Origin of the sequence: Rhodococcus sp. FH8 (genome assembly GCF_019266085.1) — a bacterium.
In the GTDB taxonomy this organism is placed as follows: Bacteria; Actinomycetota; Actinomycetes; order Mycobacteriales; family Mycobacteriaceae; genus Rhodococcus_F; species Rhodococcus_F qingshengii.
Window position 1 is genome coordinate 325,743 of sequence record NZ_LPNQ01000077.1, and the last position, 25,724, is coordinate 351,466.

The following is a 25,724-nucleotide window of genomic DNA, read 5'->3' on the forward strand; positions in this document are numbered from 1 at the left end:
CTGAAGTGGCGAGCGCTCACACGGGAGTGACGACGGACGACGCAGGAAGTGGCTTGCCGAAGTAATAGCCCTGGCCCATGTCGCAGCCGGCCCGCAAGACGTTGGCTGCGTGTTCCGCGGTTTCGACGCCCTCTGCGATCGAATCAAGCCCTAGCTTCCGAGCGATGTCGGCGATGGACTCCATGACCATGAAGGCGCGGTCTCCAGCACGACCCGCTGCGCTGACAGCCCAGGTCAAGGATTGGTCGATCTTGAGAATGTCGAGCGGCAATTCCGACAATGCGGAGAAGGACGCGAAGCCCGCCCCGAAATCATCCAGCGCGATTCGAATTCCCTCGTTGTGCAAGACGTGAAGAGTCTCGGCGGCATGCCGGCCTACGACGCCGAGTTCGGTGACTTCCACGATTATTCTGCTCAGTGGCGTTTGTGAACTGTCGAGCGCTCCGAGGATCTCGTGAGCGGCGTGCGGGGTAGCGAGTTGGCGAGGCGAAAAGTTGACCGCGACCATCATGTGCTCAGGCCACGACGCTGTTTGGGCACAAATCATTTCCAGAGCTTGTAGCCCGATGGGAATGATGAGCCCAGAGGATTCGGCGGAGCGCATGAAATCTTGAGGTTCGATCAACCCTCGCAGCGGATGGCGCCAACGCAAAAGAGCTTCATAGCTGATAATTGCTGACGAGTTCAGATTGACCTGGGGTTGATACAACACCTCGAATTGATGGTCGTCGAGTGCCTCGCGAAGCTCGCGGACCATGCGTATTCCTTTTCGTCCTGAGTCGCCCGTGCCGCACGTGCGTGTCAGCGTGGATGCTGCAAGTGGGTACTGTGGTCGGATTCCAGGTTCAGATCCCGGGCGTGGTTTTGCAGGAACAACTCGCCCTGAATTTCCTTCGCCAGTCTCGACCGTACTTCACTATTCGAGAATTGCCAACGAATAGCTATTGCGGACGGCTTTGTCATATCGGACAATCGTAGTTTTGTTCCGACGAGGCACCGATTGATACGTCACTTACTTCGCCGGGAAAATCCACGGGGTCCGGGGGATCTTGCGAGAGTCGAATCGATCCGCCAATTGGGGTGGTGTGACAACCTCGCCGGGTTCGGCGAGACCGATGCTCGACGCGATCATCGTCAGAACCTGCTCGGTACTGCGTCCGGCCTCGAGTTGATCTGCCAGAGTCACTGCGCCGTCGCGCTTCGCGAGTCGCTTGCCTTCACTGTTCAAGGCAAGAGGAACGTGGGCGTACGACGGTGGTTCGATGTCGAGCAGCTGGGCAAGGTATGCCTGACGTGGAGCCGAGGTCAGGAGGTCGTCGCCGCGAACCACCTGGTCGATGTTCTGTGCACCGTCGTCGACGACAACGGCAAGGTTGTAAGCGGGCACCCCGTCTCCGCGGAGCAGGACGACGTCGTCGACTGGTCCCGTCACCTCGCCGAACAGTTCGTCATGGACGGTGAACGAGTCGATGCCGGCCCGTAGCCTCAGCGCGGGAGATCGGCCACTTGCCGATTTCTCGGCGCGTTCGGCCTCCGAAAGGTTCCGACACGTGCCGGGGTAGGCGCCGTCTGGAGCATGGGGCGCTGACGGTGCCTGCAGGATCTCCTTGCGTGTGCAGAAGCAGGGATAGGTCAGGTCACGCTCGCGCAATTGGTCGATAGCCTTGTGGTACAAGGGAAGACGGTGTGACTGCAATACGACTGGGCCGTCCCACGTGAGGCCGAGCCTGCGCAGATCGTCGAGTTGTCGTTCCATCGCGCCGGGGCGGACACGGTCGAGATCCTCTACCCGAATGAGGAAGTCGCGCCCGCTGGTGCGGGCGAACAGCCAGGCCAGGAGAGCAGTCCGGAGGTTTCCCAGATGGAGATCGCCGGACGGGCTCGGCGCGAAGCGTCCTGCTCCTTCCACGTCAGCTGGCGAGCCCGACGGTGGCGAGCGGGTTCTCGGCGTCGTGCAGGGTGAGGCGGATCTGGGTTTCCAAAGCGTGATCGAGGTACTGCGGCGGATACATGGCGGGGCTTCCGAGTGCGTCGAGTGCCAATCCATTGACGGTTGAAAGCAGAAGTGCCGCTCTGGTTTCCGCTTCCGGAGTTCCGATGCCGATCAGAACTGTCGAGATGCCGGTGCGGATTGTGAACAGGGTTGTCCGGCGGATTTCGGAGAGTGACTCACTGGTTGCGGCGCGCACGGCAAACGCGGCGAGCACATGCGCCTCACGCGTGCGTTGCTCGTCGAGGGGCAGGAGTTGCGAGAGCGCCTGGAACAGGGCGGTATGCGGGTCCGCGTCGGCGGACGATTCGGCCAGTCGCGTCAACAATCGATCGACGAGTGTTCGCAGTGCGAATGCGAACATCTCGTCCTTGGTCGAGAAATGATGTTGCACTGCGCCGATCGAGACACCCGCCCGTTTTGCGACCTCGCGAACGCTGGCATTTTCCAGTCCGGATTCCGCGGCGACATCGAACAATGCCGCCGCAAGCAGGTCTGGACTCGTGGAGGATTTTCGGCGTTCCGGCATACCGCGACATTACATGCGTATGGAAGTAATGCCCACGTCAGGGGTGCTTTTTCACGCCTTCCGGCCGAGGAAGGCAAGGAGTTTCGTCGCTTTGTCAGCGTTGTCCGGAACCTGTATTTCCGGGCCGCACACACCGCTCATGCGGATCGACTCGCCCAGGCCCGCGGCGATCTCCGACACCCACTCCACGTCCGCGTCTCGCATCGTCGTATCGGTGCCGGTTGCGGCCGCGAGGTCCCAACCGTGGATGACCAGATCGAAACACAAGAACCCCTCGACCGTGGCCCCGAGGTTGGTCCTGCCGAAGTGTCCGTCGTATTCCAGGGTGGACTTTGCCGGATCGTTCAGAATTTCCTGCATCGAATTGCGGACGGCCGCCCAGGCTGCCGACGGGTCGTCGTCGACCGACGGACCGGGTGCCAATTCCAGGCCGACTACCTTGACCATGTCTCGTTCGCTGTCGAGCACGTGTCTCACCACGTCGCGGGCGGTCCAGCCCTCGCAGGGGGAATCGTCGTCCCAGCGGTCGGCGGGTACGGCGTCGATCCGCGCCGTGAATCCGGCGGCCAGATCCCGATAACGCTGGGCGGGGGAGATCTCTGTTGAAGTCATGACAACAATCCTTCTCCACCGCGGCGCGTCATGATTGATTATTTCGGACATTCACTCGATCTCCGGGGCCTCCGCCCAGATGTCCATCGGTACGACCCCGGCACTCTTGCCCTCGTCGTCGAGAAGTCGGCCCACCCTCTTCATCGATCGCAGCACCACTGACCTGTTCAGCACCACCAGGCCCGGTGCCTCTTGTGCGAGTTGTACTTCGGTAATGGGAGTTTCGCGAAGGGAGTGTGCGGCGATCGCGAGCAGTGTGTTGGCGCGTCCACCGGATATCCGCATGCACACCCGCGTTCCCGGCACTCGCTCCACCAGGGCACGAATCGTCGACCGGTCCGTGGGATCGACATATCCCCACACCCAGGTCACGAGGGGCCAGCCGGACAGTGGCAGAGACACGTCGCAGCGGAACACGATCTGGTTGCGCGACGTCAATTCGGCAAGTCGCCGCCTGACCGTACTTTCGCTGAGGCCGGTACCGACTGTGAGCTCTGCAATCGACGATCGACCGTCCTCACCCAGTTTCAATATCAATTGGCGGTCGACAGCGTCGAACGTCTTCCCGTGATGGCGCTGATCCGTCGGCGCGTATTTGTATCGCACAGGCCGGTCTGTCATCGTCGCTCGCTGCGCGGCATCGAGTACCTGCAATTTCCAGTCGTCTCCGATCGCGAAGACCTCGGTGACGAGGTGTGCACGCGAACTGACGATCCCGGGTACCGACGCGAGCGACCGAAGCAGGAAGCGCGACAGGAAAGCCATGTCTCTGACCTCGACGAGAAGTGTCAAGTCGCCTGGGCCGCTTGTGTGTTCGACGCTCAGTACGTGCGGCCAGCGGGCAAGTCGTTCTGCAATCGTCAACGCGTTCGAAGTCGTGCAGTCGACTTCGACAAAAGCCAGACACGACTCCGGACGGCCATGGCCGGTTGCCCTGGCAGAGACCCAGGCGGTGCCGGAATCCTGTAACCGCTGCCAGCGGCGAGCCACGGTAACCGGATCCACTTTGAGCGCGTCGCCAACCGTGCGCCACGACGCTCGCGGGTCGAGTTGCAGGCAATTGATCAGGGCGAGGTCGACGTCGTCCAGTACGGCGGAATCCTGCGTTTCTTCGATCATGGTGCAAGTATCGTGCATCTTCATTGTGTCTGGGATCACTTCATTCATGCTCGAAGGGCAGAACGCGGTGGCGAGTGCCCACCGCGTTCATGCTGTGAAAGGAGAAACCAGATGTCATCGACCACGTTGCCCGCTGTTCCGACAGAGAGAAGCCTCGAGTGGGTGCAACGCCTCATCGGAATCGATACGACGAGTGCCGTGAGCAATCGACCGTTGATCGATCTCATTGCGGCGGAACTACGTCGCCATGGGGTCGAGCCGGTACTTGTTGCCGATGACGAGGGAACGAAGCTCAACTTGTTGGCAACGTTCACTCCTCCTGACGGAAGTACTGCCGGCGGTGTGATGTTCTCCGGCCATACAGACGTAGTGCCGGTCGACGATCAAGACTGGAGTAGCGACCCTTTCGCGTCCGACGTTCGCGACGGAAGCCTGTACGGACGTGGCACGTGCGACATGAAGTCGTTCATCGGGATCGTCGTCGCTGCGATCCCCGACATCGTTGCTCGGCCGCTGGCGAAGCCTATTCACTTTGCATTCTCCTACGACGAGGAAGTCGGCTGCATCGGTGCGGCCGGGTTGGTCGAGGAGGTTGTTTCCCGGAACCTGTGCCCTGATGTGTGCGTCGTCGGAGAGCCGTCGGAGATGCGGGTCATTCGCGCACACAAGTCGATGAACGTCATACGTGTTGATCTGCATGGTGTTTCGGCGCACTCGTCGCTCACTCCGCAAGGAGTCAACGCGATCGAATACGGCGCGGAGTTGATTCGATTCGTCAGAAGCGCGGCCGACGAGCTCCGTGCGTCCGGCCCGTACGACGACGCATTCGACGTGGCCTGGACGACGTGTTCGGTCAATCTCGTATCCGGCGGGATCGCAGTGAACACTGTCCCCGAGGATTGCTCCATCACTTTCGAATTCAGGAGCATCAGCTCAGCTGGCGCCGCAGATTTGCTCGAACGCTTTGCCGCCGAGACGAATCGGATCGAGAACCTGATGCAGGAAGAAAACCCGTCAGCCTCCGTGACGATGCACGTGTCGGCCTCGGTCCCTCCCCTGGAGACGGATGCGAATGCTTCGGCGGCCGCACTGGTCGAACAATGGGGTGGTCGGGCATCGGACGAAAAGGTCGCGTACGCCACCGAGGCCGGGATGTTCGCGACTATCGGTATCCCCACTGTCGTGTGTGGGCCGGGAAGCATCACTCAGGCGCATGCACCTGACGAGTACGTGACACTTGACCAATTGGCACAGTGCGAGCAATTCGTTCGGAACGTCATCGCTCACGCCCGCGCCTGACCCACCCTGACCCCCTAAGGAAAACCATGTCCACGGCAACTACGCCAACCTCCGGAACAGTCACCCCGGAACGCCTGGCCGCTGCTCGCAAGGCGGTGATCAGCAGTTCGCTCGGCGCTGCGCTCGAATGGTTCGACGTCATCGTCTACGCATCATTCGCAGTGGTGATCGCCCATAATTTCTTTCCCGGCGGCGACAACACGCTCGGTTTGATACTGACGTTCGCGACGTTCGCGATCTCGTACGTCATCCGGCCGCTTGGCGGGATGGTTCTCGGTAGCTACGCCGATCGTCGCGGGCGCAAGAACGCCTTGACGTTGACGATGATGCTGATGATGATCGGCACGCTCATCATGGCCGTGGCGCCGACGACCTCGATGATCGGACCGTGGGCCGGCGTCGTCATCCTTGTCTCACGTCTCATTCAAGGATTCTCCGCCGGCGGTGAATTCGGTACTGCTACAACCTTCCTCGTGGAGACTGCGCCACACAAGAAGGCGTTCTACTCTTCCTGGCAAGTTGCCAGCCAGGGTGCCTCGGTTTTCCTGGCATCGCTGTTCGGATACGTGCTCAACACTCACCTTTCGCATGAAGCGCTCTACTCGTGGGGCTGGCGCGTTCCGTTCTTCTTCGGCATCATCGTCGGGCCGGTCGGACTCTACATCCGTGCCAAGCTTGACGAAACGGACGATTTCAAGACGAGCGTTCCGGAAAGGGCTCCGCTGAAGACGACGCTGACCAGGCATCTCGGCCGGGTGCTGACCGGTGCCGCAGTAGTGGGCGTCGCGACTATCTCGATCTACCTCATCTTGTACATGCCGACGTTTGCCGTGAAGAACCTCGGAGTTTCCGCCTCGGCCGGCTATCTCGGCGGCATCGTCGCCGGACTGGTCACCTTGATCACCGTGCCGTTGATCGGGCATCTTGCAGACCGGGTCGGACCGGCGAGAGTTATGACCTGGGCCGCCGTTGCGGCAATCGTCTTGGCCTGGCCGCTCTTCAAATTGATGGTCGATCACCCGTCGACTCTGACTCTCGTCCTGGTTGTTTCGGTCCTGGGTGTCATCATGGCGTTTGCCTTCGGTCCCTTGCCCGCCCTGATGAGTTCGCTGTTCCCGGCAGAGATCCGGGCTACCGGAATGTCATTGTCGTACAACCTCGGAGTGACTTTGCTAGGCGGAATCGCGCCGTTGGTCTTGACCTGGTTGATCAGTACAACAGGCTCGCTCGACGCCCCCAGTTACTACTACATGACGGTCGCAGTTCTTTCCCTCGGTGGGCTGTGGTCGGCAAGGACGCTTTTCAGCCAGAAGTGACGGCGGGGGAGCGCGGTCGGGATTACGCGACCGCGTCTCCCTCCGCCAGCGCGACAACGGTATCCGACCCGTGCCAGTCGGGGGCTTGGGTGCGGAGTAGAGCCGCCGGGGTCAGCGACGAGATTCGGCGGCATTCACGGGTCAAGTGGGCCTGATCGCTGAATCCGCAGTGGGCGGCGGATTCAGCGAGTCCCAGCGCGGGTCGACTGCGAGCGAGCGCCATGAAGCGCTGGAGGCGCAGGATCGAGCGCAGCGTTGCCGGGCCGTATCCGAAGGCGTCGTTGCATCGACGTTGGAGTTGGCGCGAAGTCAGTGCCGCCGCGTCGGCGAGAGAGCTGACATTCCACGAATGTTCGGACAGTGCGGTGCGAACGTGGTTGATCACCGGATCGTGACGGAAACTCGAACTTACCCAACTCCGAACAGCGCTTTCGAGGATGGAGACCTGTTCGTGGTCTTCGGAATTTTCCAAGCGGTTCAACAGTATTCGTTCCGTGCGTGCGTCGGTTACATCGCTGAGATCGGCGCGAGAATCCCGAAGCTCGGACGCCGAGGTTCGCAACATCGGCGATGCCGATCCAGGGCGGAATCGAACACCCACGGAGCGTGTTCCGGGCGGAAGAGTGAATGACCATGCAGCGGTTTCGGGGCCACAGACGCGTATGCCGACGCCGCGTATCCACAGCACGTCCATGCAAGCATCGGGCACGAGGAGGTGTTCTCCTTCTGCGCACGCCGTCCAGCCACACACCAGGATGTCGGAGAGATCCGGGGCGACCGATTGTGGTGTGTACCAACCCATGACAAGAGCTTATCGAGCGGCACCGACACGAAGGCGACTTCAGTCGACCGGGCCGAAGCGGTATCCGAATCCCCTGATGGTTTTGATGTACTTCGGTTTCGCGGGATCGGATTCGAGTTTGGACCTCAGGCTGAGAATGGTTGCGTCGACCACACGCGTCCTTTCGTGGTCGGAACCCCACACGTTTCGGATCAGGTGATCACGTGAGTACACGCGCCCAGGCTCGGTCGACAGCTCCAGGAGCACCCGCCATTCGGTCCGGCTGAGGACCAGCAGCTTTCCGCCCATCGTCGCCGTCATCGCACGTCGATCGAGGAGCAGGTCACCGTGACGTTGGTGTTTGCCGGGGGCGGGATGTGCGGTTTCACGAAGGATTGCGGTGACCCGAAGATCGAGCGCGTGAGAATCGATCGGGTTCAGCACAAAGTCCGAGACAGTGCGATGTGGTGCTTCGTCGATGTCCTCGTAGGTATCCACCAGCATCATGATCGGCATCGAACTGCGCAAGCGGATCTGCCGTGCGATCTCGTAGCCGTCGATGTCCGGCAGAAGGAGATCGATCACGGCGATATCGAAACTGTCGGTGTCCAGGTCGTCGAGTAGTCGACGCCCGGTGCGGACGAGCTGTATCTGGTGCCCGAAATGTATTAATTCGGTACCAAGCGTCTGGACAAGCTCCGAACGATCGGTAGCTGCAAGTATCAAGCTCACGTGAAATCCTCCCCCCGAAGGTGTTACTAGTCGTAACAGCTTGCATTGTGGCAGATCATCGACCGCGGGACCAGACATAGGGCGGCCGATCGGAAGTCGAGGGGACCGGGGGCGTTCGTCGCTAGACTTCTTTCATGGGCACTCTGTTCGCGTTGACGCTGCCAGGCTTGCTCGTGCTGCTGGTCCTGTTCGCTTTCGCCGAGACTCTCTGGAACCGGCTCACCGGCGGCCGGGCACTGCCGTGGACTCGGGGACGTACGACTCGTCCGGTCTCGGCCGCGGGCTTCGAAGAGGTTGCTGCCCTGTTTCAGGGGTCCAAGCATCATGAATTCGAACAGCGTCAGAGCGCATTGATGCATCGTGAGGACGGAACGGACGGTGACCCGCCGTGGGTGTCTGTCGATCCGGAAGCTAACAAGGTCGTTCTCCGTCGACGGAGTTGACAGTCGGGTTCAGGCCCAGTGGCTGGGGCGGGTCAGTGAATCGGGCAGCGTGGTAGCCGAATCGCCGATCGCCGCGTTGATCTGGAACTGCGTGAGAAAGATACTGCCGCGGAGTTTTGCGCCGCGAATGTCGGTGCCGCGCAAGTCTGCACCGATCAGATCGGCTCGATCGAGTTCGCAGTCGCGTAGGTCTGCACCGATCAGGTAACTCCCGCGAAAGTTGGCCCCACGTAGATCGGAACCACGAAATTTGGCGCCGATGAGGTCTGCGCCGCGGTGGTCGAGTTTTCGACCCTTCTTGGTTGAGATCGGTGAGCGCACAAGGTTACTCGTCTGCAAGAGCAGTGTGTTGACTGCCGCTCGGTGTGCTGAGACGTCGACGGTTTGAATCTGCGAAGGTGTGCCGTTGGTCAGGCTTTCCGTCTCTGCGAGTGCAGCGTCGAGTTCCTTTCGTATCGAGTGGGTTTGCTTCAGCGAGCGGGCCTCGGCGAGATACCAGAGCAGTTCGTGCAACTGGCGTATGACAGGGAAGGTTTCGAACATGTCTGACGCGGTCTCCGGGGCATCACGCCAGCTGACGCCGTCGTAGGTCTGCTGTGAAACCTTCTGTCCCGCACCGAAACAGTCGTAGACGGTGCAACCGGTGAAGCCCTTCTTTCGCAATCCGGTGTGAATGCCGCAACGGAAATCCTGCTGCAGGTTCTTGCAGGGGTCGCCGGCATTCTTGTTGGTCGCGAAGTCGGAGGACTTGGAAAAGGGGAGTGCGACGCAGCACAGACCGAAGCAACTGCTGCAATCTGCGAGCAGATTGGTCTGGCCGGCAATCACGCGTACTCCCGATGGTTGGGTTGGACGGAAAGTCTGTCCTCGGGTTTGTGAGTCTGTCAAACGAAATTGCGTGGTTCGGCAGCAAGAAGTCCAGCGGCTCCGAGGTCGTATCCCGCGCAAATTGCGGGGTACCAATCCGGCAGACGTGATTCTGGACCACGCTCGTGAAGTAGGTCGAAAATCGGGTGGACGGCCCAGCTCGCTGCAACCAATCGCCGTGCGGTACCCGGCGGCAGAACCAGTGCGCCGACGAAGACCACAAATGTTGCGGCCACTGCACTCCATTCGCGAGTGGGAATGGAGACGTCGGCCATGCGTCCCTGCCGAGCTTGTCCCTGCCGAGCCACGGGATAAACGGCCGCGGCGATCACGAGGCCGGCGGCGTAGGCAGGTGTTCGGCAGTGAGACATCCACTTTTTCACGGGGGCATCGACAAGTGCGCTCAGTATCAGACCGGTACCTGCTGCGATGACCCGGCCCGTTGTCGAGGGAGGCATTCGTCGACAGTATCGCTGCTCGGCGATGCTTCGTGGCAAAGAAAAAGTCCCCGACCAAGACTGGTCGGGGACTTCCCTGGCGGAGGATAGGGGATTTGAACCCCTGAGGGCGTTAACCCAACCCGCGTTCCAGGCGAGCGCCATAGGCCACTAGGCGAATCCTCCGTGGAGCAGCATACCCAATTGCGGGCGCGAAGCGTTAAACGGCTACCTGACCTGCGAAGAACCGGTGGAACTCGATGTTTGCATCTCGGCCCCGGTAGGTGGTGTGCAGCGGCCGGCGAAAGCCGTCTACACTGTTCATTGGATCCCGCGCGGCGCGCATCCTGTGAACTCCCCCAGGGCCGGAAGGCAGCAAGGGTCAACGGGCTCTGCCGGGTGCGCGGGGTCCTCTATTTTTTTCACATACCCGACCCCGCCTCGTCGGTGAAAGGCCGCTCCGGATGCCTATCCAAACCCAGATCGGGTTGATGAGCCATGAAGAACTCACCTCCGAGCATGAGAGCCAGAGCGCGAAGTACACGCAGCTCCAGGCGCAGAAGCTCGCACTCGATCTGACCCGCGGTAAGCCTTCCCCGGAACAACTCGACCTTTCCGCAGAGCTGCTGACGCTGCCCGGCGACGGTGATTTCCGTGACGGAAGCGGCACCGACTGCCGTAACTACGGCGGACTCACCGGTCTGCCGGAACTGCGCGCCATCTTCGGTGAGCTGCTGGGTATCCCCGTTGCGAACCTTCTCGCCGGAAACAACGCGAGCCTCGAGATCATGCACGACAACGTCGTGTTCTCACTGCTGCACGGCACTCCGGATTCGGCCCGGCCGTGGGCACAGGAAGAGAAGATCAAGTTTCTCTGCCCCGCACCGGGCTACGACCGCCACTTCGCGATCACCGAGTCCCTCGGCATCGAGATGATCGCGGTGCCGATGAACCACGACGGCCCGGATGTCGTCAAGATCGCCGAACTTGTTGCGTCAGATCCGCAGATCAAGGGCATGTGGGCGGTTCCGGTTTACGCGAACCCCACGGGTGCCGTGTACTCCGAAGAAATTGTCCGTACGCTCGCGTCGATGCCGACGGCCGCGCCCGACTTCCGCCTGTACTGGGACAACGCGTACGCCGTACATCCGCTTGTCGGCGAGACTGCGCCTTCCTACGACATTCTCTCGATGGCAGCGGAGGCCGGACACCCCAACCGTCCGCTCGTGTTCGCGTCGACGTCCAAGATCACTTTCGCCGGCGCTGGTGTGAGCTTCTTCGGTAGCTCGGCGGAAAACCTTGCCTGGTACCAGAAGTTCCTGGGCAAGAAGAGCATCGGACCGGACAAGGTCAATCAGCTTCGCCACCTGCGTTTCTTCGGCAATGCCGACGGCGTTCGTGCGCACATGGAGAAGCACCGCGCGTTCCTCGCGCCCAAGTTCGAGCTCGTACTGCGGATCCTCGAGGATCGTCTCGGTGCATCGAAGGTCGCGTCCTGGACGGAGCCGAAGGGCGGATACTTCATCAGCCTCGACGTGGTCGACGGCACGGCCAAGCGCGTCATCGAACTGGCGAAGAACGCGGGTATCGCGCTCACCGCTGCCGGATCGGCTTTCCCGTACAGCACGGATCCGGACGACCGGAACATCCGGTTGGCCCCGAGCTTCCCGTCCACGGCTGAACTCGAAGTTGCCATGGACGGCGTGGCGACGTGTGTCCTGCTCGCAGCCACCGAATCGCGTCTCTCCGAGATCTGAGTTCTCGAAGCGGCGTGCCCGGTCGGTACTTTTCGGTCTCGTCTTGTACCGTTCGGAGCATCAATTCCCGACATTGGGTGTAAATCCCGGAGGTTGTAGTGACGGGCGCGATCAACGCTTCGGATGATTCGAGCTTGGACGCCGAATCTAAGTATTCGGAATCGGTTGTACCGGTAGCGGTCGTGCCGACCGAGGTTCCGCAGCGGCGTCTCCGCGTCGGTGTCTTGGGCTTCGTCGTTCTGTCCGTACTCGCAATCGCGTCGGTCCTGATGGTCCTGTACGGCGTTCCGATGGATGCAAACTATTGGGGAATCTTCCACAACTTCCTCGATCTCGACGTTTACCGCCACGGTGGGAGTTTCGTCGTGCAGAGACTTCCGCTGTACGACGGTCCGGTCCTGCAGGGAATGATGTTCACGTACACACCGTTTGCAGGAATCCTGTTCACGGTGTGGGCCGTGCTTACGTTTCAACAGGCGATTGTCGTGTGGTCGGCTCTCAATGTTGTAGCGCTTTTCGCGGTGGTCGTGTTGTGCTGGAAGTATCTCGGCTATCGGCTCGACGTGAAGGCATACGTCGTGAGCGCGCTGGCGACCACGATTTTTCTGTTCATGGAACCGGTACGTACGACGTTCTGGCTTGGGCAGATCAACATCTTCCTGCTGCTCTTGATTGTGTGGGACCTCGGGCGGGACGAGAAGAGTCGCCTTCGGGGAATCGGAGCCGGCATTGCCGCGGGTGTGAAGCTGACTCCGGCCTTCTTCTGGGTATACCTGTTCATCACGCGCCAATGGCGCGCGCTGGTGACTGCAGTCGTGACGTTTGCAGCGACCGTCGCCCTCGGCTTCATCGTCATGTACCACGATGCGTACACGTACTGGACCGGCACTCTTGTCGACAGCGAACGCGTCGGACCGACGGACGCTCCGAGCAACCAGTCCGTGTCCGGTCTGATCGCTCAACTAACCCACACACCGACTCCGTCACGACTGTTGGTTCTCGCGTGCAGTGCAGTCGCCGCGTGCCTCGGGCTGGGGGCAGCGTGGGTCGCTCACCGCCATGGTCAGAAATTGCTGGGGCTTACCATGACTGGGTTGACCGCGACCACTGTCTCGCCGTTCTCGTGGGGTCATCACTGGGTGTGGTTCGTCCCGCTGGTCGTCCTCGCCGCGCACTACGCGATGGTGTCGAAGAAGCGCTGGGCGTGGGTGGCGCCGTTCGTTTTCCTGCTCCCGGTCTTGAACTGGTCCCACACCTGGTGGGTGCCTGCAGACATTCCGGGCACGGATCGCTTTGTCGGCATGGGCTTGTTCATGTTCGTGCCGCCCGAGTATCTGCGGATTCCGACCGTCGGCGTCTACCTCTGGGTCTTCACGCTTGCCGCGGTCTCGACGTTGGTTCTGTTCGGCTGGAAGAAGTGGAAGATTCCGGCCCCGGATGCGTCGGCGCCGGTCACAACTGCCGCCTGACGTGGCAGTATCGGACTCATGGCACTTCAACTGAACCTTGTCGGTGACCCCGAAGCTGATGCTCTCCTCGCCGAGGACCCGTTGGCGTTGTTGATCGGAATGCTTCTCGATCAACAGGTTCCGATGGAAACGGCCTTCCTCGGTCCGAAGAAGCTGGCGGATCGGCTCAGCGGTATCGACGTCAGGCGTATCGCCGACATGGACACCGACGAGTTCATCGCCGTCTGTGCCGAGCCTCCGGCTGTGCACCGATTCCCCAAGTCGATGGGCGAGCGTATCCAGCTCATGTGCCAGTTCATCGTCGAGAACTACGACGGCGACACCGCGGCGATCTGGACTTCGGGAAATCCCGACGGCAAGGAAGTACTGAAGCGGCTCAAAGCCCTACCCGGTTACGGGGATCAGAAAGCCCGGATCTTCCTGGCGTTGCTCGGAAAACAGATCGGCGTCGAGCCGAAAGGTTGGCGCCAAGCGGCCGGCGACTACGGGCTCGAAGGTTCGAGGCGCTCGATTGCAGACGTGGTCGACGAACAGTCTTTGCTCGAGGTCCGCGAGTTCAAGAAGGCCGCAAAGGCAGCAGCGAAGGCCGACAAGAAGTAAGCCGCTTTCAGGACTTCCGGGACCCGCTCGCACGCACTACTTTCATCAGGTCGCCTGCGGGGCCCTCGAGCTGACGCGGCGGGCGCCACACTGCGCGCAGGGATCGGTCGAGTTCCAAGCCTTCGACGGCTACGACCCGAAGTTCTCCCTGCTTCACCTGGTCCTCGACGGCCAGCGTGCTCAGTACCGCCGGGCCGACGCCACCGAGCACGCTGGTTCGAATCGCGGCCGAACTACCCAGTTCCAACAACGGTGCACCGCGCTCGTATTCGTGTAACGCCAGGTCGAGAGTCGTTCTGGTTCCCGATCCGGGCTCGCGCACCAGCAGCGGCGTCGCTGCCAGTTCGGCGACGGTCAGCGGCTTTCGTCGACGCGCCCATGGATGATCCGGATGAACGACCACGACCAGCGAGTCACGCGCGACGGTGACGCTGGACAGGCTCTTCGGAACGGTCGGTGACTCGACGAATCCGAGGTTGCACATTCCCACCTCGACAGCCTCGAGGACGCGGGTCGAGTTGTAGACCTGAAGGTGGACGGTGACACCAGGATGTAGTGACCGAAAGATACCGAGCCAGGCCGGAATCAGATGTTCGGCGACGGTCATGCTGGCACACACGGTCAATTCCGCGGATCGTTCGGTCCGCATCCCTTCGGCGACGTCGAGAAGCTGCCTCGAGTTGGCGAGGACGCGGCGCGCCCAGTGGACGATGACGGTCCCCTGCGGAGTCAAAGTCGCCCCCGTCGACCTTCGGTGTATGAGGGGCATCCCGAGCTGCCGCTCGAGGGCTTTGACGGCGCGGCTGGCATTCGGCTGCGCAATGTTTGCTGAACGGCTTGCCGCACTGAGACTTCCGTGATCATCGATGCCGATGAGTAGCTCGAGAGTGGTGAGGCCGGGCCACCGTCTGGTCATGCAAACAGGCTATACCGAACTTCACGTTCATATCGATTTGATATGCCGTGATGGTAGAAATCGCCCTACCGGAGCGATGGTGGCTCAAGGACGCTGGATGAGTGAACCGTGATGTGAAGTCCGTGGCCGAGAAACCCGCAGTCGCCCCTTCGTCAGAAGTACGACGGTGGTCCAGTGTGGCTGCATTGGTGCCCGGAGTTGCGTTGTGCGCCTTGGGGGCCACGGTCGCGCTGATAGCCGGTCGGTTCACCTCCGCCGTGAGTCCGTTGCTGATTGCGATCGTGGCGGGTGCGGTGTTGGCGAATACCGTCTCTTTGCCGGCGAAATTCCAACCTGGCCTGGCATTCTCGGCGAAACGGCTACTTCGGGTGGGTATCGCTCTGCTCGGGCTGCAATTGATGTTCTCCGACATCGTCGGTTTGGGCTGGGGAGTGATCGCCGTTGTGGTGGCGATTGTGTTCCTCGGTATCGCCGGGACCATGTATGCCGGAAAACTTCTCGGATTGAGTTGGTCGCAGAGAATTCTGATTGCCTGCGGCTTCTCGATCTGTGGCGCTGCCGCCGTGGCTGCTGCGGACGGTGTGGTGAATGCGCGAGAGGAAGAGTTGCTCACCGCTGTTGCGTTGGTGGTGATCTTCGGAACTCTGATGATTCCGACAATCCCACTGTTGGCCAACGCTTTCGGTATGAACGAGGTCGGTGCAGGCATGTGGGCCGGTGGGTCGATCCACGAAGTGGCGCAAGTGGTGGCTGCCGGCAGCGCTCTCGGCGCCACCGCGTTGGGTGTCGCGACCGTGGTGAAACTTGCGCGCGTGTTGATGTTGGCGCCGGTCATGGCGTTTCTGAGTATCCGGCAACGCAGGATGGTCGACAGCACTGCCGCCAAGCGTCCCCCGCTGATTCCGTTGTTCGTCGTGGCATTCATCGGCTGCATGGGCTTGCGCTCCACGGGCATCTTGCCGGATGAGCTTCTGGGGCTGGCGAAGACGGTGCAGACGGCGCTGTTGGCGGCCGCGATGTTCGCACTCGGGCTGGGGGTGCGGTTGAGCGTCATTCGTGGAGTTGGCGCCCGGCCATTCGTGCTGGCCGCGATTTCCACTGTGTGGGTGGCAACGATCGCCTACGTCGGAGTCGTGCTGGTCAGCTGATCGAGCGCTGAGTCCGCCACGCGCTCGGGCTCATCGAGAACTGAGTGCGAAACCAGCGCGAGAAACTACCCTGCGTCGAAAACCCGAGGTGCACAGCCACTTCGGTCAACGAATAGCGAGGGTTGGAGACAAATCGTTCCGCGAGGGAGCTTCGAACCGAATTGAGAACGGCCGTGAACGTATCTCCGGATTCGGCGAGATGACGGTGCAGTGTCCGCCGGTCGAATCCGAGACTGCGTGCCACCTGCTCGACAGAGCAGCGGCCGGTCGGAAGCAGAACTTCGATCAATTCCTTGGTGCGGCTGAGGGTATCGGAGGTTTCCGAGGCGGGAAGCGAGTCGAGGAACTGGCGAGCGTACGGCCGGAGTAACTCGTCGGAAAGTTGGTTAGCCGCATCCAGGTCGGCGGCGAAGAAAACGATACCGGTGAACTCGTGATCGAATTCCACCGTCTCGCCGAGGATTCGCCGATGCGTGCTCGTGTCTTTCGGGGCATTGTGCGTGAATCCCACGCTGACCGGTTGCCATCGAGAACCCAGGAAACTCCGCAGGATCTGCAGTGTCGCGCCGACTGCGAGTTCGACGCTCTGTCTGGTGTCGACCGGTTCGCCGACCTCGAGCGAGATTCGCAGAGTGGCGAGTCCGTTGACCTCGTTCAATCGAATACGTAATGACTCGTTGTACGTGTGCTCGTATCGCATCAATACGTCGAGTGCGCTCCTGACGTCTGGTTCTTCCCTGATGACCAAGCTGAGGGGGCCGAGATTGGACAGTCGACGCAGGCCGGCGAGTAGAAGCCCGAAGTCTTCGTGTCCGGACTCCGCTGCCGATCGCTCCAGGAGCGATGCGATGGAGGCGGCCGGTACCCATTGGTCGGGGTTCGCCAGGCTTGCCGGGCTCAGGCCGACACTTCTCATGAGGGCCACAGCGTCCACGTCCACTGTTCGGCACAGGTCGACGTATCGGTTCAGTGACGCGTAGCGGGCGAGTGGCTTCATAGGTCCCCCTTTACTCGATGTCCCGAAATGTTGTGTTGTGTGTCTCGTCAAGTTAAGCATGTGAGCCGGATCTCACATAGTTTTGTTCACATCAGTTCGGCACGACCACGAAGCCGAGCACCGACTTCTGGAAGTTGTTGCGTACGAATACAGCTCGACCGTAATCGAGTCGAGCCCGCCCACAGAATTGGAGAGCATTGATGGCAAACGCCATTCGGTTCCACGAGATCGGCACACCGTCCGTCATGCGTTGGGAAGAGATCGAGGTAGGACGACCGGGCGCCGGAGAGGTTCGGGTTCGTCATGAAGCGGTGGGGTTGAACTTCGCCGACACCTACTTTCGAAGTGGCCTCTATCCTGCGCAATTGCCTGCCGGGATGGGCGTCGAGGGCGCGGGTGTGGTCGAAGAGATCGGCGAGGGAGTAGTCGATTTTGCAGTGGGGGACCGTGTGACCTACACCGGCAGTCCGCTGGGTGCGTACGCCACCGAGCGGATCATGGCGTCGTCCGACCTGATCGCGCTACCCGACGGCATCGCCTTCGACACCGCGGCCGCCATGACCATGCGAGGACTGACTGCCGCCTACCTTCTGCGTCGCATCTACCCGTTGAAAGCGGGAGACACCGTGTTGCTACATGCTGCGGCGGGCGGGGTTGGACTGATCTTCACCCAGTGGGCAAAACTGTTGGGAATCAAAGTGATCGGAACGGTGTCGAGCGACGAGAAGGCGAGCGTTGCCCGAGCTCACGGGTGCGATGAAGTCGTCATCTACACCCGCGAGGACGTCGTCGCGCGTGTCAAGGAGATCACCGGGGGCGTCGGCGTGCCGGTTGTCTACGACAGTATCGGGCAATCCACGTTCGACATCTCTCTCGATTGCCTTGCCAGGCGGGGGCTGCTGGTGTGCTTCGGAACGGCGTCCGGACCGACTCCGCCGATTCAGGCAATGCAGTTGGCAGTCAAGGGATCACTCTTCCTCACACGTCCGGCTCTCGCCGATTACATCGCGGATCCCGAAGAACGTGCCGAACTGGCGGGCGAACTGTTCTCACACGTCGAGTCCGGGCGAATCAAGATCGAGATCAACCAGCGATACCCCCTCGAAGATGCGGTGCGTGCGCACCACGACATGGAGTCCGGTCGCAGTATCGGTTCCTCCGTCTTCTCCGTCTGAACCGAAACAGCACTTCCCAGAGGAATTGTCATGACCAACACCGCAACGCTCACAGAAAACCTTCCCTCGTCGAGGAATACGATCCGCGTCGAGAAATTGACCTGTTCGATCGGGGCAGAGTTGTCCGGGGTGGATCTCGGCGAGGTCGCGCGAGATGATGCACTCTTCGCCGAAATCAAGGCATTGTTGCTCGAACACAAGGTTCTGTTCTTTCGCGACCAGACCTTCTCCAAAGCCGAGCACGTAGAACTTGCCCAGCGATTCGGTGAACTCGAGGATCATCCGGCTCTGGGCAGCGACCCCGACCACCCGGGCCTCGTCCGCATCTACAAGGATCTGGACAGCCCGCCGGAGCATTTCGAGAATGCATATCACTGCGACGCCACCTGGCGCGTTAACCCTCCCATGGGATGTGTATTGCGTTGTGTGGAAACACCTCCTGTCGGCGGCGACACGATTTGGGTGAACATGGCACTCGCCTACGAGAATCTGCCGGCGCGGGTCAAGGAGCAGATCAAGGATCTGCGTGCCAGGCACAGTATCGAGTCGACCTTCGGCGCTCGGATGCCGATCGAACAGCGGCACCAGCTGAAGGAACGCTTTCCCGACGCCGAACATCCCGTGGTACGAACACATCCGGAGACCGGCGAGAAGATTCTCTTCGTCAATTCGTTCGCCACACACCTCGTGAACTATCACACGCCCGAGAACGTCCGCTATGGAATCGATTACGCCCCCGGCGCCGGGAATCTGCTCACTTACCTGGCGAGCCAGGCTCAGATTCCCGAGTACCAGGTTCGGTGGCGTTGGACCGAAAACAGCGTCGCGATCTGGGACAACCGTTCGACACAGCATTACGCGGTGCAGGACTACTGGCCCGCGGTTCGAAAGATGGAGCGCGCCGGAATCATCGGCGACGCACCGTTCTGATCTCTCTTCCCAGCCCCGAAGATAAATTCATTCACTCGATCGGAGTCACGCTATGCATTTCCACGACGATTCACTGTTCCCCGAAACCCAGGACAAGCTTGTCATCACCGTTGCTCCCTACGGACCGGAGTGGGAGCCGGACGATTTTGCAGAAGACCTCCCTCTGTCGATGGACGAGCACGTCCAGCAAGCCGTCGACTGTTTCAACGCCGGTGCCACAGTTCTCCACATCCACGTGCGTGAACTCGACGGCAAGGGCTCGAAGCGTCTGTCGAAGTTCAACGAGCTTCTCGGTCGCTTGCGTGAGGCCGTTCCCGAGATGATTCTGCAGGTCGGCGGGTCGATTTCGTTTGCCCCGGAGGGGGAAGGTGCCGATGCGAAGTGGTTGTCCGACGACGTGCGTCACATGCTGGCGGAATTGGAGCCGGCTCCCGATCAGGTGACGATCGCGATCAATACCAGCCAGATGAACATCATGGAACTGATGACCGACGACGACATCGCGGGTACGTCGATGCAGCGTCCGGAATTGGCCGATACGTATCGGGAAATGACTGTGCCCGCTGGTCCGGAGTGGGTGGCAGAGCACCTGCGCCGGTTGCAGGCCGCCGGAATCCAGCCGCATTTCCAGTTGTCCAGTATTCCGCAGCTCGAAACGGTGGAGCGGTTGATCCGACGCGGCATCTACACGGGTCCGGTCAACCTCACGTGGGTCGCAATCGGCGGCGGCTTCGACGGACCCAACCCGTACAACATGATGAACTTCGTCCAGCGTGTTCCCGACGGTGCGTGCCTGACGCTGGAAACGCTGATGCGTAGCGTCCTGCCGGTGAACACGATGGCCATCGCGATGGGCTTGCACGCTCGCTGCGGCAACGAGGACACCATCTGGGGCCGCAAGGGCGAGAAGATGACGTCGGTGCAGCAGATCGAGCAGTTGGTGCGCATTGCAGGCGAATTGGGCCGCGAGGTGGCTACCGCGAAGGAAGCTCGGGACATCTACCGGATCGGTGAGACGTATGCCGACACCGACGAGACGTTGGCGAAGCTGGGTTACGCGCCCAACCGCCGGATCGGCCAGCTGGGATTCACGCAGCACGCCTGAGTTCGCACCCTCTCGTACAACAGTTCCGGGGGTACGAACCGCGACGGTTCGTACCCCCGAATCCCCCCGTCTACCTCGAGTACTTCCTAGGAGAGTCATGGGACTGCAAGCTCCCGCCACGCCACGTGTGGACACCGCGCTCGGAATCGGCGGACGACGAAAGTTATACCCGTGGATCGTTTTCGCCCTGGCTTTCGGTCTTCTGCTCTCGGACTACATGTCGAGGCAGGTGCTCAGTGCAGTCTTCCCGATCCTGAAAGCGGACTGGGATCTCTCCGATTCGCACCTCGCCTCCCTGAGCAGCGTGGTGGCATTGATGGTCGGGCTGTTGACGTTCCCGTTGTCGCTGCTCGCGGACCGCTGGGGCCGCGTCAAGAGCTTGATCTTGATGGCGGTGTTGTGGAGTGTCGCGACGTTGCTGTGCGCAATCGCTCAGACCTACGAACAGATGTTGGGCGCCCGGTTCCTGGTCGGTGTCGGTGAAGCGGCGTACGGCAGCGTGGGTATCGCCGTGGTCCTCAGTGTGTTTGCGCCCCGCGTGCACGCAGCTCTTGCAGGTGCCTTCATGGCCGGTGGATCGTTCGGTTCGGTCATCGGTGTGGCAATCGGTGGGTTCATCGCAGTCCAGTTCAGTTGGCGGTGGTCTTTTGCCGCCATGGCGATCTTCGGTCTGATTCTGGTCGCGCTCTTCCGTGCCCTCGTCACCGAGAAGAAGCTCACCGCTTACGCCGTCGAGGCCGCGCCGGATGCCGCCGGGGAAGCGGTGAGACACGACGGTTTTCGTGCGCCGGTGTCCTCGCTGTTCACCAATCCAGCCGTATTATTCGCCTACATCGGTGGTGGTCTCCAGATGTTCACCGCCGCTGTACTTCTGGCGTGGTTGCCGAGCTTCTTCAATCGTTACTACGATTTGGCCCCGGACAAGGCCGGCGTCACGGCTTCCGTGTTCGTCCTTCTGGTCGGAAGCGGGATGGTGGTCTGCGGTTTCATCACAGATAGATTCAGCCGCGACGATTCGGCGCGAAAATGGACCACCGCCATTGTCTACTGCGCCATCTCGTTGGTGACGCTGAGCATCGGGCTCCGGTTGGGCACGGGGACAGCACAACTCGTGTTGCTCGGTATCGGTGCATTCTTCTCCGCCGGTTCGTCGGGGCCGACGGCAGCGATGGTCGCGAACCTTACCCATCACTCGATTCGAGCGTCGGCCATGGGAACGCTCACCGTCGCCAACAACCTTCTCGGGCTGGCGCTCGGTCCCTTCGTTGTCGGCATCCTCGCCGATCACCTGGGTCTTCTCGGTGCTCTACAGCTTTCGCCCTTCGTCTATGTCGTCGCGGCCCTCGCGTTGGTAGCCGGCAAGCGTGCCTATCCCGCCGGGATGAGGCGGCTGGCGACGTTGCAGAATCGGCCCGAGATCCCCGGCGCCACTGAAGTAACAGACGTTCGGAGCTCATGATGAATGAATCAACTACGGTAGTAATGGTTCCCGGTCTGCGGGATCATGTCGAAGATCATTGGCAGACTCACCTCGCGCGCAGGCTCGACAACGTTCTGACGGTTCCTCCCCTCGAGACCGACAAGCTCAGCCGCGATGCGCGGGTTGCGGCATTGAACGAGGTGCTGACAAGTGTCTGCGGGCCGGTGGTCCTGGTCGGGCACAGCGCCGGAGTCATGACAGTTGCTCACTGGGCGAGGGCGCATCATCGAGAGGTTGCGGGCGCACTTCTGGTCACGCCGGCGGATCTCGAACTTCCGCTGCCCGAGTCTTATCCGTCTCTCGAAGATCTCGACCGACACGGGTGGCTACCGATACCGCGTCAGCGTCTGCCGTTTCCGAGCACGGTCGCGGCGAGTCGGAACGATCCGCTGGCCGGGTATCGCCGAGTTGTGGGTTTGGCTGAAGGATGGGGGAGTCGGTTGCTGGATCTGGGCGAGGTCGGACACCTCAATCCGGCGTCCGGATACGGGTATTGGCCGCGGGCGGAATCGTTGGTGTTGGAACTGCTCGAGTCGGTGTCGCACGCCGCCTCGTCTCATGCCACGGATTCCGAGGCGCAGGAGGAACACAGTCGTGCTTGATCTTGCTGCTCTGCTGGAAGATTCGGCCCGGCGATACCCGGAACGGGATGCGCTGGTTCTCGGGGAAGCGAGGCTGACGTATGCGCAGTTCGACGCCTATGCGAATCGCATCGCCCATCTGCTCGTCTCGCGGGGTGTCGAGCCAGGTGACAAGGTGGCGTTGTCCTGCCCGAACGTTCTCGAGTTCCCGATCGTCTACTACGGCATTCTCAAGGCCGGCGGCGTCGTCGTTCCTCTGAACATTCTGCTCAAGGGGCGCGAAATCGCCTATCACCTGGCTGATTCGGAAGCAAAGCTGTACTTCTGTTTCGAGGGAAGTCCCGAATTGCCGATCGCTGAGTACGCCATCGCCGGGTTCGAGCAGAGCGAGACCTGTTCGGCCCTGATCGTGATCAGCGCCGAGTCGGGTGCACCGTCGTCGATCCTCGGAGTCGAGACTCTAGGCGAAGCACTGGCATCCGTGTCCGGCACGGAAACGCCTGCAGTCGCGGTTGTTCGTGAACCGACGGACACCGCGGTCATTCTCTACACCAGCGGCACTACCGGAAAGCCCAAGGGCGCCGAACTCACTCACTGCAACATGGTCTTGAATGCACTGTCGACCAACCGGTTGTTCGAGAGCGTTCCGTCCATGCATGAGCGTTATCTCCTGACTTTGCCGTTGTTCCACTCGTTCGGCCAGACAGTGACCATGAATGCGGGAATCTGCGTCGGTGCCACTTTGGTGTTGATGCCGCGCTTCGATGCGACCGCGGCACTCGAGATCATGGAACGCGAAAAGATCTCGGTCTTCGCGGGCGTCCCGACCATGTATTGGGGACTGCTCGGCGTGCTGGACGAGGTAGTGAAATCCGGGGTGGATATCGAGACCGTTGCACAGAACATGCGGTGCGCGATCTCCGGTGGCGCAGCGCTTCCCGTGGAAATATTGACACAGTTCAGGGAACGCTTCGGTGTTCAGATCCTCGAAGGGTACGGGTTGTCCGAGACCTCTCCGCTGGCCTTGTTCAGTGACCCGGAGAGCGACCCCCGGCCCGGTTCGATCGGCGTGCCGATCTGGGGCGTCGAAGCGCGGCTTGTCGACGACTCTTGGCACACGATCGCCGGCCCCGATGAAGTGGGAGAGTTGGCCATTCGCGGGCACAACGTCATGAAGGGCTATTTCAACCGACCCGAGGCGACGGCGGAAGTCATGCGCGACGGATGGTTTCGCACCGGGGATTTGGCACGGGTCGATACCGACGGAAATTACTACATCGTCGATCGCGCGAAGGACATGATCGTGCGGGGCGGATTCAACGTCTACCCACGCGAAATCGAAGAGGTTCTGCTCACTCACCCAGCCGTCTCACTCGTCGCCGTCGTCGGGGTGCCGGACTCGAGCCTCGGCGAAGAAGTTGTCGCGTTCGTGATCCGAGAGCCGAGTGAAGAGATCTCCGAATCGGATCTCGTGGAATGGACGCGGGAACAGATGGCCGCCTACAAATATCCGCGTCGCATCGAGTTCGTGCCGTCGCTGCCGATGACGGCAACCGGAAAGATTCTCAAACGTGAACTGAATCAAGCATTTTCGATGGCCTGAGGAGATCGATGACTGACGTTCGAGCAAGTGAAGCTTTTCCCGTGACCCAGGCCATGAAGGATTCGGGTGGCTGGAATCCGTTGTGGGACGGACTTTCGGAGCTGGATCCCGAGTGGACCGAGCTGTACATGAAGACAGCGATGCAGCCCTGGAACAGCGGGGTGCTGTCACCTCAGGTGATCCAGTTGCTGTGCATAGCCGTCGATGCGGCGAGCACACACATGTACGCACCCGGCGTACGACGCCATATTCGCGCCGCGCTCGACATGGGAGTGACCCCGAAGGAGATTCTCGAGGTGCTGAAACTGACCACCGTCGTCGGGATTCATTCCTGCAATGTCGGCGTTCCGATCCTGATGGAGGAAATCGCGAACCGGTGAGGGCGGTCAGTCCCGCTCGCGGTTCTCCCGTTCCTCCCGCTGACGCTGGAGGAACAGGCTCGGGTTCTGTCCGCCGATCGGACCGTGGCCGAGGACTCCGTGCTCGTAGGCCGACTCCGCGTGCAGGGCAACGTCGATTCCGCGGGCCTCGTCTTCACGCGAAATGCGGAAGCCGAAGGTCTTGTCGATGAGCTTTCCGAGACCGTAGGTCACACCGAAGGCATAGAGCGCGACCACGACGACGCCGACGAACTGCTTGCCCAACTGCGCGAATCCACCGCCGAAGTACAAACCTTCCGGACCGCCTGTCATCACGGCCGTCGCGAGGAGTCCGATCAACAACGAGCCGACGATTCCGCCGACGAGGTGCACGCCGACGACGTCGAGGGAGTCGTCGTAGCCGAGCTTGTGCTTCCATCCCACGGCGTACGAGCAGACGATGCCGGCGATCAGACCGATGACGAGCGCACCGAACATGTTCACCGTTCCGCACGACGGGGTGATCGCGACCAGACCGGCGACGACGCCCGAAGCTGCGCCGAACGTCGTGGGGTGTCCGTCACGATTCTGCTCGACGAACAGCCAGCCGAGTAGTCCGGTGCAACCGGCGACGAGTGTGTTGAGGAAGATCTGCGAGGCCATACCGTCGGCCGCAAGGGCCGAGCCGGCGTTGAATCCGAACCAACCGAACCAGAGCAGGCCTACGCCGAGCAGGACGAACGGCAGATTGTGCGGACGCATCGACTCGGCCTTGAAACCCATCCGCTGGCCGAGGACCAGTGCCAATGCCAGACCCGACGCTCCGGACACGATTTCGACCACGAGGCCACCGGCGTAGTCGAGTGCGCCCATCTGGGCGAGCCATCCCTGCGGATTCCACACCCAGTGAGCGACGGGGACATAGACGAGCAAGGACCAGATGGGGACGAAGATCATCCAGGCGGAGAACTTCGCGCGGTCGGCGATCGCACCACTGATGAGCGCTGCAGTAAGGATTGCGAACGTCAATTGGAAGGTTGCGAACAACACTTCCGGGACATTCCCGTGCACCGTCGACGGGTCGATGCCCGCCATGCCGATGTGCTCGAGTCCGCCGATGATGCCACCGTGATCGTCGCCGAACACGAGGCTGTAGCCCACGAACAACCACGCAACCGTGACGAGTGCGATCGAGACGAAACTCATCATGATCATGTTGAGTACGCCCGTCGAGCGGACCATGCCGCCGTAGAACAGTGCGAGTCCTGGCGTCATCAGAAGTACGAGTGCAGTACTGACGAGCAACCAGGCAGTTGCTCCGGCATCGATGGTGGCGGGCACAGTTTTCTCCTCACGCACGCGGACCAGCCCGCGTGCACGGAACCCACGATGAGTGCGTGCGGTTTCCTCCGCACTGCGATTGTGTTGCGAACATGTTTCGGGAGAAGTCGGCGTTGCACCCGCACCGGACCACCTGTC

General features: G+C 61.2%; 26 protein-coding genes, 1 tRNA gene and 1 other RNA gene. 15 read left to right on the plus strand and 13 right to left on the minus strand.

Translation table 11 applies throughout. The features are described from left to right. Positions 1-16: 16 nt before the first annotated feature. The 5 genes from ATN38_RS23240 to ATN38_RS23260 form a co-directional block, all read right to left on the minus strand. On the minus strand, positions 17-757 hold the full coding sequence (locus tag ATN38_RS23240; protein ID WP_003943863.1) for an EAL domain-containing protein: 741 nt from the start codon (positions 755-757) through the stop codon (positions 17-19). Between the two features lie 255 nt (positions 758-1,012). After that, positions 1,013-1,909 carry a tRNA glutamyl-Q(34) synthetase GluQRS gene (gluQRS, locus tag ATN38_RS23245; protein ID WP_042447725.1) on the minus strand — a complete coding sequence of 299 codons (897 nt, stop codon included), beginning with the start codon at positions 1,907-1,909 and terminating at the stop codon, positions 1,013-1,015. Between the two features lies 1 nt (position 1,910). After that, on the minus strand, positions 1,911-2,519 hold the full coding sequence (locus ATN38_RS23250) for a TetR/AcrR family transcriptional regulator (RefSeq protein WP_218748745.1): 609 nt from the start codon (positions 2,517-2,519) through the stop codon (positions 1,911-1,913). A gap of 51 nt (positions 2,520-2,570) precedes the next feature. After that, positions 2,571-3,131, minus strand: coding sequence for a TIGR03086 family metal-binding protein (locus ATN38_RS23255; protein WP_218748747.1), 561 nt, complete (start codon positions 3,129-3,131; stop codon positions 2,571-2,573). Between the two features lie 51 nt (positions 3,132-3,182). Next, complete coding sequence (locus ATN38_RS23260) at positions 3,183-4,250, minus strand: Lrp/AsnC family transcriptional regulator (RefSeq protein WP_064073653.1); 1,068 nt, start codon at positions 4,248-4,250, stop codon at positions 3,183-3,185. Positions 4,251-4,361: 111 nt separating this feature from the next. Here ATN38_RS23260 and argE point away from each other — a divergent pair, with 111 nt between their 5' ends. Beyond that, a complete protein-coding gene (gene argE / locus ATN38_RS23265) occupies positions 4,362-5,549 on the plus strand; it encodes an acetylornithine deacetylase (protein WP_218748749.1) in 1,188 nt (395 codons plus the stop codon). A gap of 26 nt (positions 5,550-5,575) precedes the next feature. After that, the gene (locus tag ATN38_RS23270) at positions 5,576-6,865 is read left to right on the plus strand and encodes an MFS transporter (protein ID WP_030535736.1); all 1,290 of its coding nucleotides are present in this window, start codon (positions 5,576-5,578) and stop codon (positions 6,863-6,865) included. Between the two features lie 22 nt (positions 6,866-6,887). On the opposite strand, the gene ATN38_RS23275 is transcribed toward ATN38_RS23270, so the two are convergent. Both ATN38_RS23275 and ATN38_RS23280 read right to left on the minus strand, forming a co-directional pair. After that, positions 6,888-7,667: a helix-turn-helix domain-containing protein gene (locus ATN38_RS23275; protein ID WP_003943809.1), complete on the minus strand. Its 780-nt coding sequence runs from the start codon at positions 7,665-7,667 to the stop codon at positions 6,888-6,890. 39 nt (positions 7,668-7,706) lie between these two features. Next, complete coding sequence (locus ATN38_RS23280) at positions 7,707-8,378, minus strand: response regulator transcription factor (RefSeq protein ID WP_042447732.1); 672 nt, start codon at positions 8,376-8,378, stop codon at positions 7,707-7,709. 134 nt (positions 8,379-8,512) lie between these two features. Here ATN38_RS23280 and ATN38_RS23285 point away from each other — a divergent pair, with 134 nt between their 5' ends. After that, entirely contained in the window at positions 8,513-8,821 is a 309-nt protein-coding gene (locus ATN38_RS23285; RefSeq protein WP_007731580.1) for a DUF6191 domain-containing protein, read from the plus strand. Between the two features lie 9 nt (positions 8,822-8,830). Here ATN38_RS23285 and ATN38_RS23290 read toward each other — a convergent pair whose 3' ends face one another. The 3 genes from ATN38_RS23290 to ATN38_RS23300 all read right to left on the minus strand — a co-directional run bounded on the left by ATN38_RS23290 (position 8,831) and on the right by ATN38_RS23300 (position 10,311). Continuing rightward, positions 8,831-9,649: a pentapeptide repeat-containing protein gene (locus ATN38_RS23290; protein ID WP_042447733.1), complete on the minus strand. Its 819-nt coding sequence runs from the start codon at positions 9,647-9,649 to the stop codon at positions 8,831-8,833. Positions 9,650-9,705: 56 nt separating this feature from the next. Then, positions 9,706-10,146, minus strand: coding sequence for a hypothetical protein (locus ATN38_RS23295; RefSeq protein WP_230793284.1), 441 nt, complete (start codon positions 10,144-10,146; stop codon positions 9,706-9,708). Positions 10,147-10,223: 77 nt separating this feature from the next. After that, positions 10,224-10,311, minus strand: a tRNA-Ser gene (locus ATN38_RS23300). Positions 10,312-10,447: 136 nt separating this feature from the next. On the opposite strand from ATN38_RS23300, the gene ffs reads away from it, so the two are divergent. The 4 genes from ffs to ATN38_RS23320 all read left to right on the plus strand — a co-directional run bounded on the left by ffs (position 10,448) and on the right by ATN38_RS23320 (position 13,951). Further along, an RNA gene (ffs, locus tag ATN38_RS23305) (signal recognition particle sRNA small type) lies at positions 10,448-10,547 on the plus strand. Between the two features lie 42 nt (positions 10,548-10,589). Continuing rightward, positions 10,590-11,882, plus strand: coding sequence for an aminotransferase class I/II-fold pyridoxal phosphate-dependent enzyme (locus tag ATN38_RS23310; RefSeq protein ID WP_019746524.1), 1,293 nt, complete (start codon positions 10,590-10,592; stop codon positions 11,880-11,882). 98 nt (positions 11,883-11,980) lie between these two features. Continuing rightward, entirely contained in the window at positions 11,981-13,351 is a 1,371-nt protein-coding gene (locus tag ATN38_RS23315) for a glycosyltransferase 87 family protein (protein WP_042447736.1), read from the plus strand. Between the two features lie 18 nt (positions 13,352-13,369). Then, positions 13,370-13,951 (plus strand): HhH-GPD-type base excision DNA repair protein, encoded by a 582-nt coding sequence (locus ATN38_RS23320; protein ID WP_003943868.1) that lies wholly within the window; start codon positions 13,370-13,372, stop codon positions 13,949-13,951. A gap of 7 nt (positions 13,952-13,958) precedes the next feature. Here the strand turns inward: ATN38_RS23320 and ATN38_RS23325 are convergent, their stop codons facing one another. After that, positions 13,959-14,867: a LysR family transcriptional regulator gene (locus ATN38_RS23325; protein ID WP_161121119.1), complete on the minus strand. Its 909-nt coding sequence runs from the start codon at positions 14,865-14,867 to the stop codon at positions 13,959-13,961. 101 nt (positions 14,868-14,968) lie between these two features. On the opposite strand from ATN38_RS23325, the gene ATN38_RS23330 reads away from it, so the two are divergent. Then, positions 14,969-16,015 carry a YeiH family protein gene (locus ATN38_RS23330; protein WP_082920526.1) on the plus strand — a complete coding sequence of 349 codons (1,047 nt, stop codon included), beginning with the start codon at positions 14,969-14,971 and terminating at the stop codon, positions 16,013-16,015. Here the strand turns inward: ATN38_RS23330 and ATN38_RS23335 are convergent. Further along, complete coding sequence (locus ATN38_RS23335; RefSeq protein WP_007731570.1) at positions 16,008-17,012, minus strand: AraC family transcriptional regulator; 1,005 nt, start codon at positions 17,010-17,012, stop codon at positions 16,008-16,010. The genes ATN38_RS23330 and ATN38_RS23335 overlap by 8 nt on opposite strands. A 200-nt stretch (positions 17,013-17,212) precedes the next feature. On the opposite strand from ATN38_RS23335, the gene ATN38_RS23340 reads away from it, so the two are divergent. From ATN38_RS23340 to ATN38_RS23370, 7 genes are all read left to right on the plus strand, one after another. Then, positions 17,213-18,187: a quinone oxidoreductase gene (locus ATN38_RS23340; RefSeq protein WP_003943928.1), complete on the plus strand. Its 975-nt coding sequence runs from the start codon at positions 17,213-17,215 to the stop codon at positions 18,185-18,187. A 30-nt stretch (positions 18,188-18,217) separates the two neighbouring features. Continuing rightward, entirely contained in the window at positions 18,218-19,117 is a 900-nt protein-coding gene (locus ATN38_RS23345) for a TauD/TfdA family dioxygenase (RefSeq protein ID WP_007731564.1), read from the plus strand. Between the two features lie 52 nt (positions 19,118-19,169). After that, positions 19,170-20,222, plus strand: a complete 1,053-nt coding sequence (locus ATN38_RS23350; RefSeq protein WP_003943988.1) for a 3-keto-5-aminohexanoate cleavage protein — start codon at positions 19,170-19,172, stop codon at positions 20,220-20,222. Positions 20,223-20,319: 97 nt separating this feature from the next. Further along, complete coding sequence (locus ATN38_RS23355) at positions 20,320-21,681, plus strand: MFS transporter (RefSeq protein ID WP_007731563.1); 1,362 nt, start codon at positions 20,320-20,322, stop codon at positions 21,679-21,681. Further along, positions 21,681-22,304 (plus strand): alpha/beta hydrolase, encoded by a 624-nt coding sequence (locus ATN38_RS23360; RefSeq protein WP_042447831.1) that lies wholly within the window; start codon positions 21,681-21,683, stop codon positions 22,302-22,304. Before ATN38_RS23355 ends, ATN38_RS23360 begins: the two co-directional genes overlap by 1 nt. Then, positions 22,297-23,886 (plus strand): long-chain fatty acid--CoA ligase, encoded by a 1,590-nt coding sequence (locus tag ATN38_RS23365; protein WP_042447746.1) that lies wholly within the window; start codon positions 22,297-22,299, stop codon positions 23,884-23,886. Before ATN38_RS23360 ends, ATN38_RS23365 begins: the two co-directional genes overlap by 8 nt. Positions 23,887-23,894: 8 nt before the next feature. After that, the gene (locus ATN38_RS23370) at positions 23,895-24,266 is read left to right on the plus strand and encodes a carboxymuconolactone decarboxylase family protein (RefSeq protein ID WP_020905896.1); all 372 of its coding nucleotides are present in this window, start codon (positions 23,895-23,897) and stop codon (positions 24,264-24,266) included. A 6-nt stretch (positions 24,267-24,272) separates the two neighbouring features. Here the strand turns inward: ATN38_RS23370 and ATN38_RS23375 are convergent, their stop codons facing one another. Beyond that, positions 24,273-25,586: an ammonium transporter gene (locus ATN38_RS23375; RefSeq protein ID WP_218748751.1), complete on the minus strand. Its 1,314-nt coding sequence runs from the start codon at positions 25,584-25,586 to the stop codon at positions 24,273-24,275. Positions 25,587-25,724: the final 138 nt, after the last annotated feature.

Coding starts and splice junctions, on each gene's coding strand:
- ATN38_RS23295 (WP_230793284.1), bottom strand. CDS start 10,146: ATGCCTCCCTCGACAACGGGCCGGGTCATCGCAGCAGGTACCGGTCTG.
- ATN38_RS23270 (WP_030535736.1), top strand. CDS start 5,576: ATGTCCACGGCAACTACGCCAACCTCCGGAACAGTCACCCCGGAACGC.
- ATN38_RS23250 (WP_218748745.1), bottom strand. CDS start 2,519: ATGCCGGAACGCCGAAAATCCTCCACGAGTCCAGACCTGCTTGCGGCG.
- ATN38_RS23275 (WP_003943809.1), bottom strand. CDS start 7,667: ATGGGTTGGTACACACCACAATCGGTCGCCCCGGATCTCTCCGACATC.
- ATN38_RS23350 (WP_003943988.1), top strand. CDS start 19,170: ATGCATTTCCACGACGATTCACTGTTCCCCGAAACCCAGGACAAGCTT.
- ATN38_RS23360 (WP_042447831.1), top strand. CDS start 21,681: ATGAATGAATCAACTACGGTAGTAATGGTTCCCGGTCTGCGGGATCAT.
- ATN38_RS23325 (WP_161121119.1), bottom strand. CDS start 14,867: ATGACCAGACGGTGGCCCGGCCTCACCACTCTCGAGCTACTCATCGGC.
- ATN38_RS23355 (WP_007731563.1), top strand. CDS start 20,320: ATGGGACTGCAAGCTCCCGCCACGCCACGTGTGGACACCGCGCTCGGA.
- ATN38_RS23260 (WP_064073653.1), bottom strand. CDS start 4,250: ATGATCGAAGAAACGCAGGATTCCGCCGTACTGGACGACGTCGACCTC.
- ATN38_RS23320 (WP_003943868.1), top strand. CDS start 13,370: ATGGCACTTCAACTGAACCTTGTCGGTGACCCCGAAGCTGATGCTCTC.
- ATN38_RS23240 (WP_003943863.1), bottom strand. CDS start 757: ATGGTCCGCGAGCTTCGCGAGGCACTCGACGACCATCAATTCGAGGTG.
- ATN38_RS23310 (WP_019746524.1), top strand. CDS start 10,590: ATGCCTATCCAAACCCAGATCGGGTTGATGAGCCATGAAGAACTCACC.
- ATN38_RS23345 (WP_007731564.1), top strand. CDS start 18,218: ATGACCAACACCGCAACGCTCACAGAAAACCTTCCCTCGTCGAGGAAT.
- ATN38_RS23370 (WP_020905896.1), top strand. CDS start 23,895: ATGACTGACGTTCGAGCAAGTGAAGCTTTTCCCGTGACCCAGGCCATG.
- ATN38_RS23285 (WP_007731580.1), top strand. CDS start 8,513: ATGGGCACTCTGTTCGCGTTGACGCTGCCAGGCTTGCTCGTGCTGCTG.
- ATN38_RS23255 (WP_218748747.1), bottom strand. CDS start 3,131: ATGACTTCAACAGAGATCTCCCCCGCCCAGCGTTATCGGGATCTGGCC.
- argE (WP_218748749.1), top strand. CDS start 4,362: ATGTCATCGACCACGTTGCCCGCTGTTCCGACAGAGAGAAGCCTCGAG.
- ATN38_RS23340 (WP_003943928.1), top strand. CDS start 17,213: ATGGCAAACGCCATTCGGTTCCACGAGATCGGCACACCGTCCGTCATG.
- ATN38_RS23335 (WP_007731570.1), bottom strand. CDS start 17,012: ATGAAGCCACTCGCCCGCTACGCGTCACTGAACCGATACGTCGACCTG.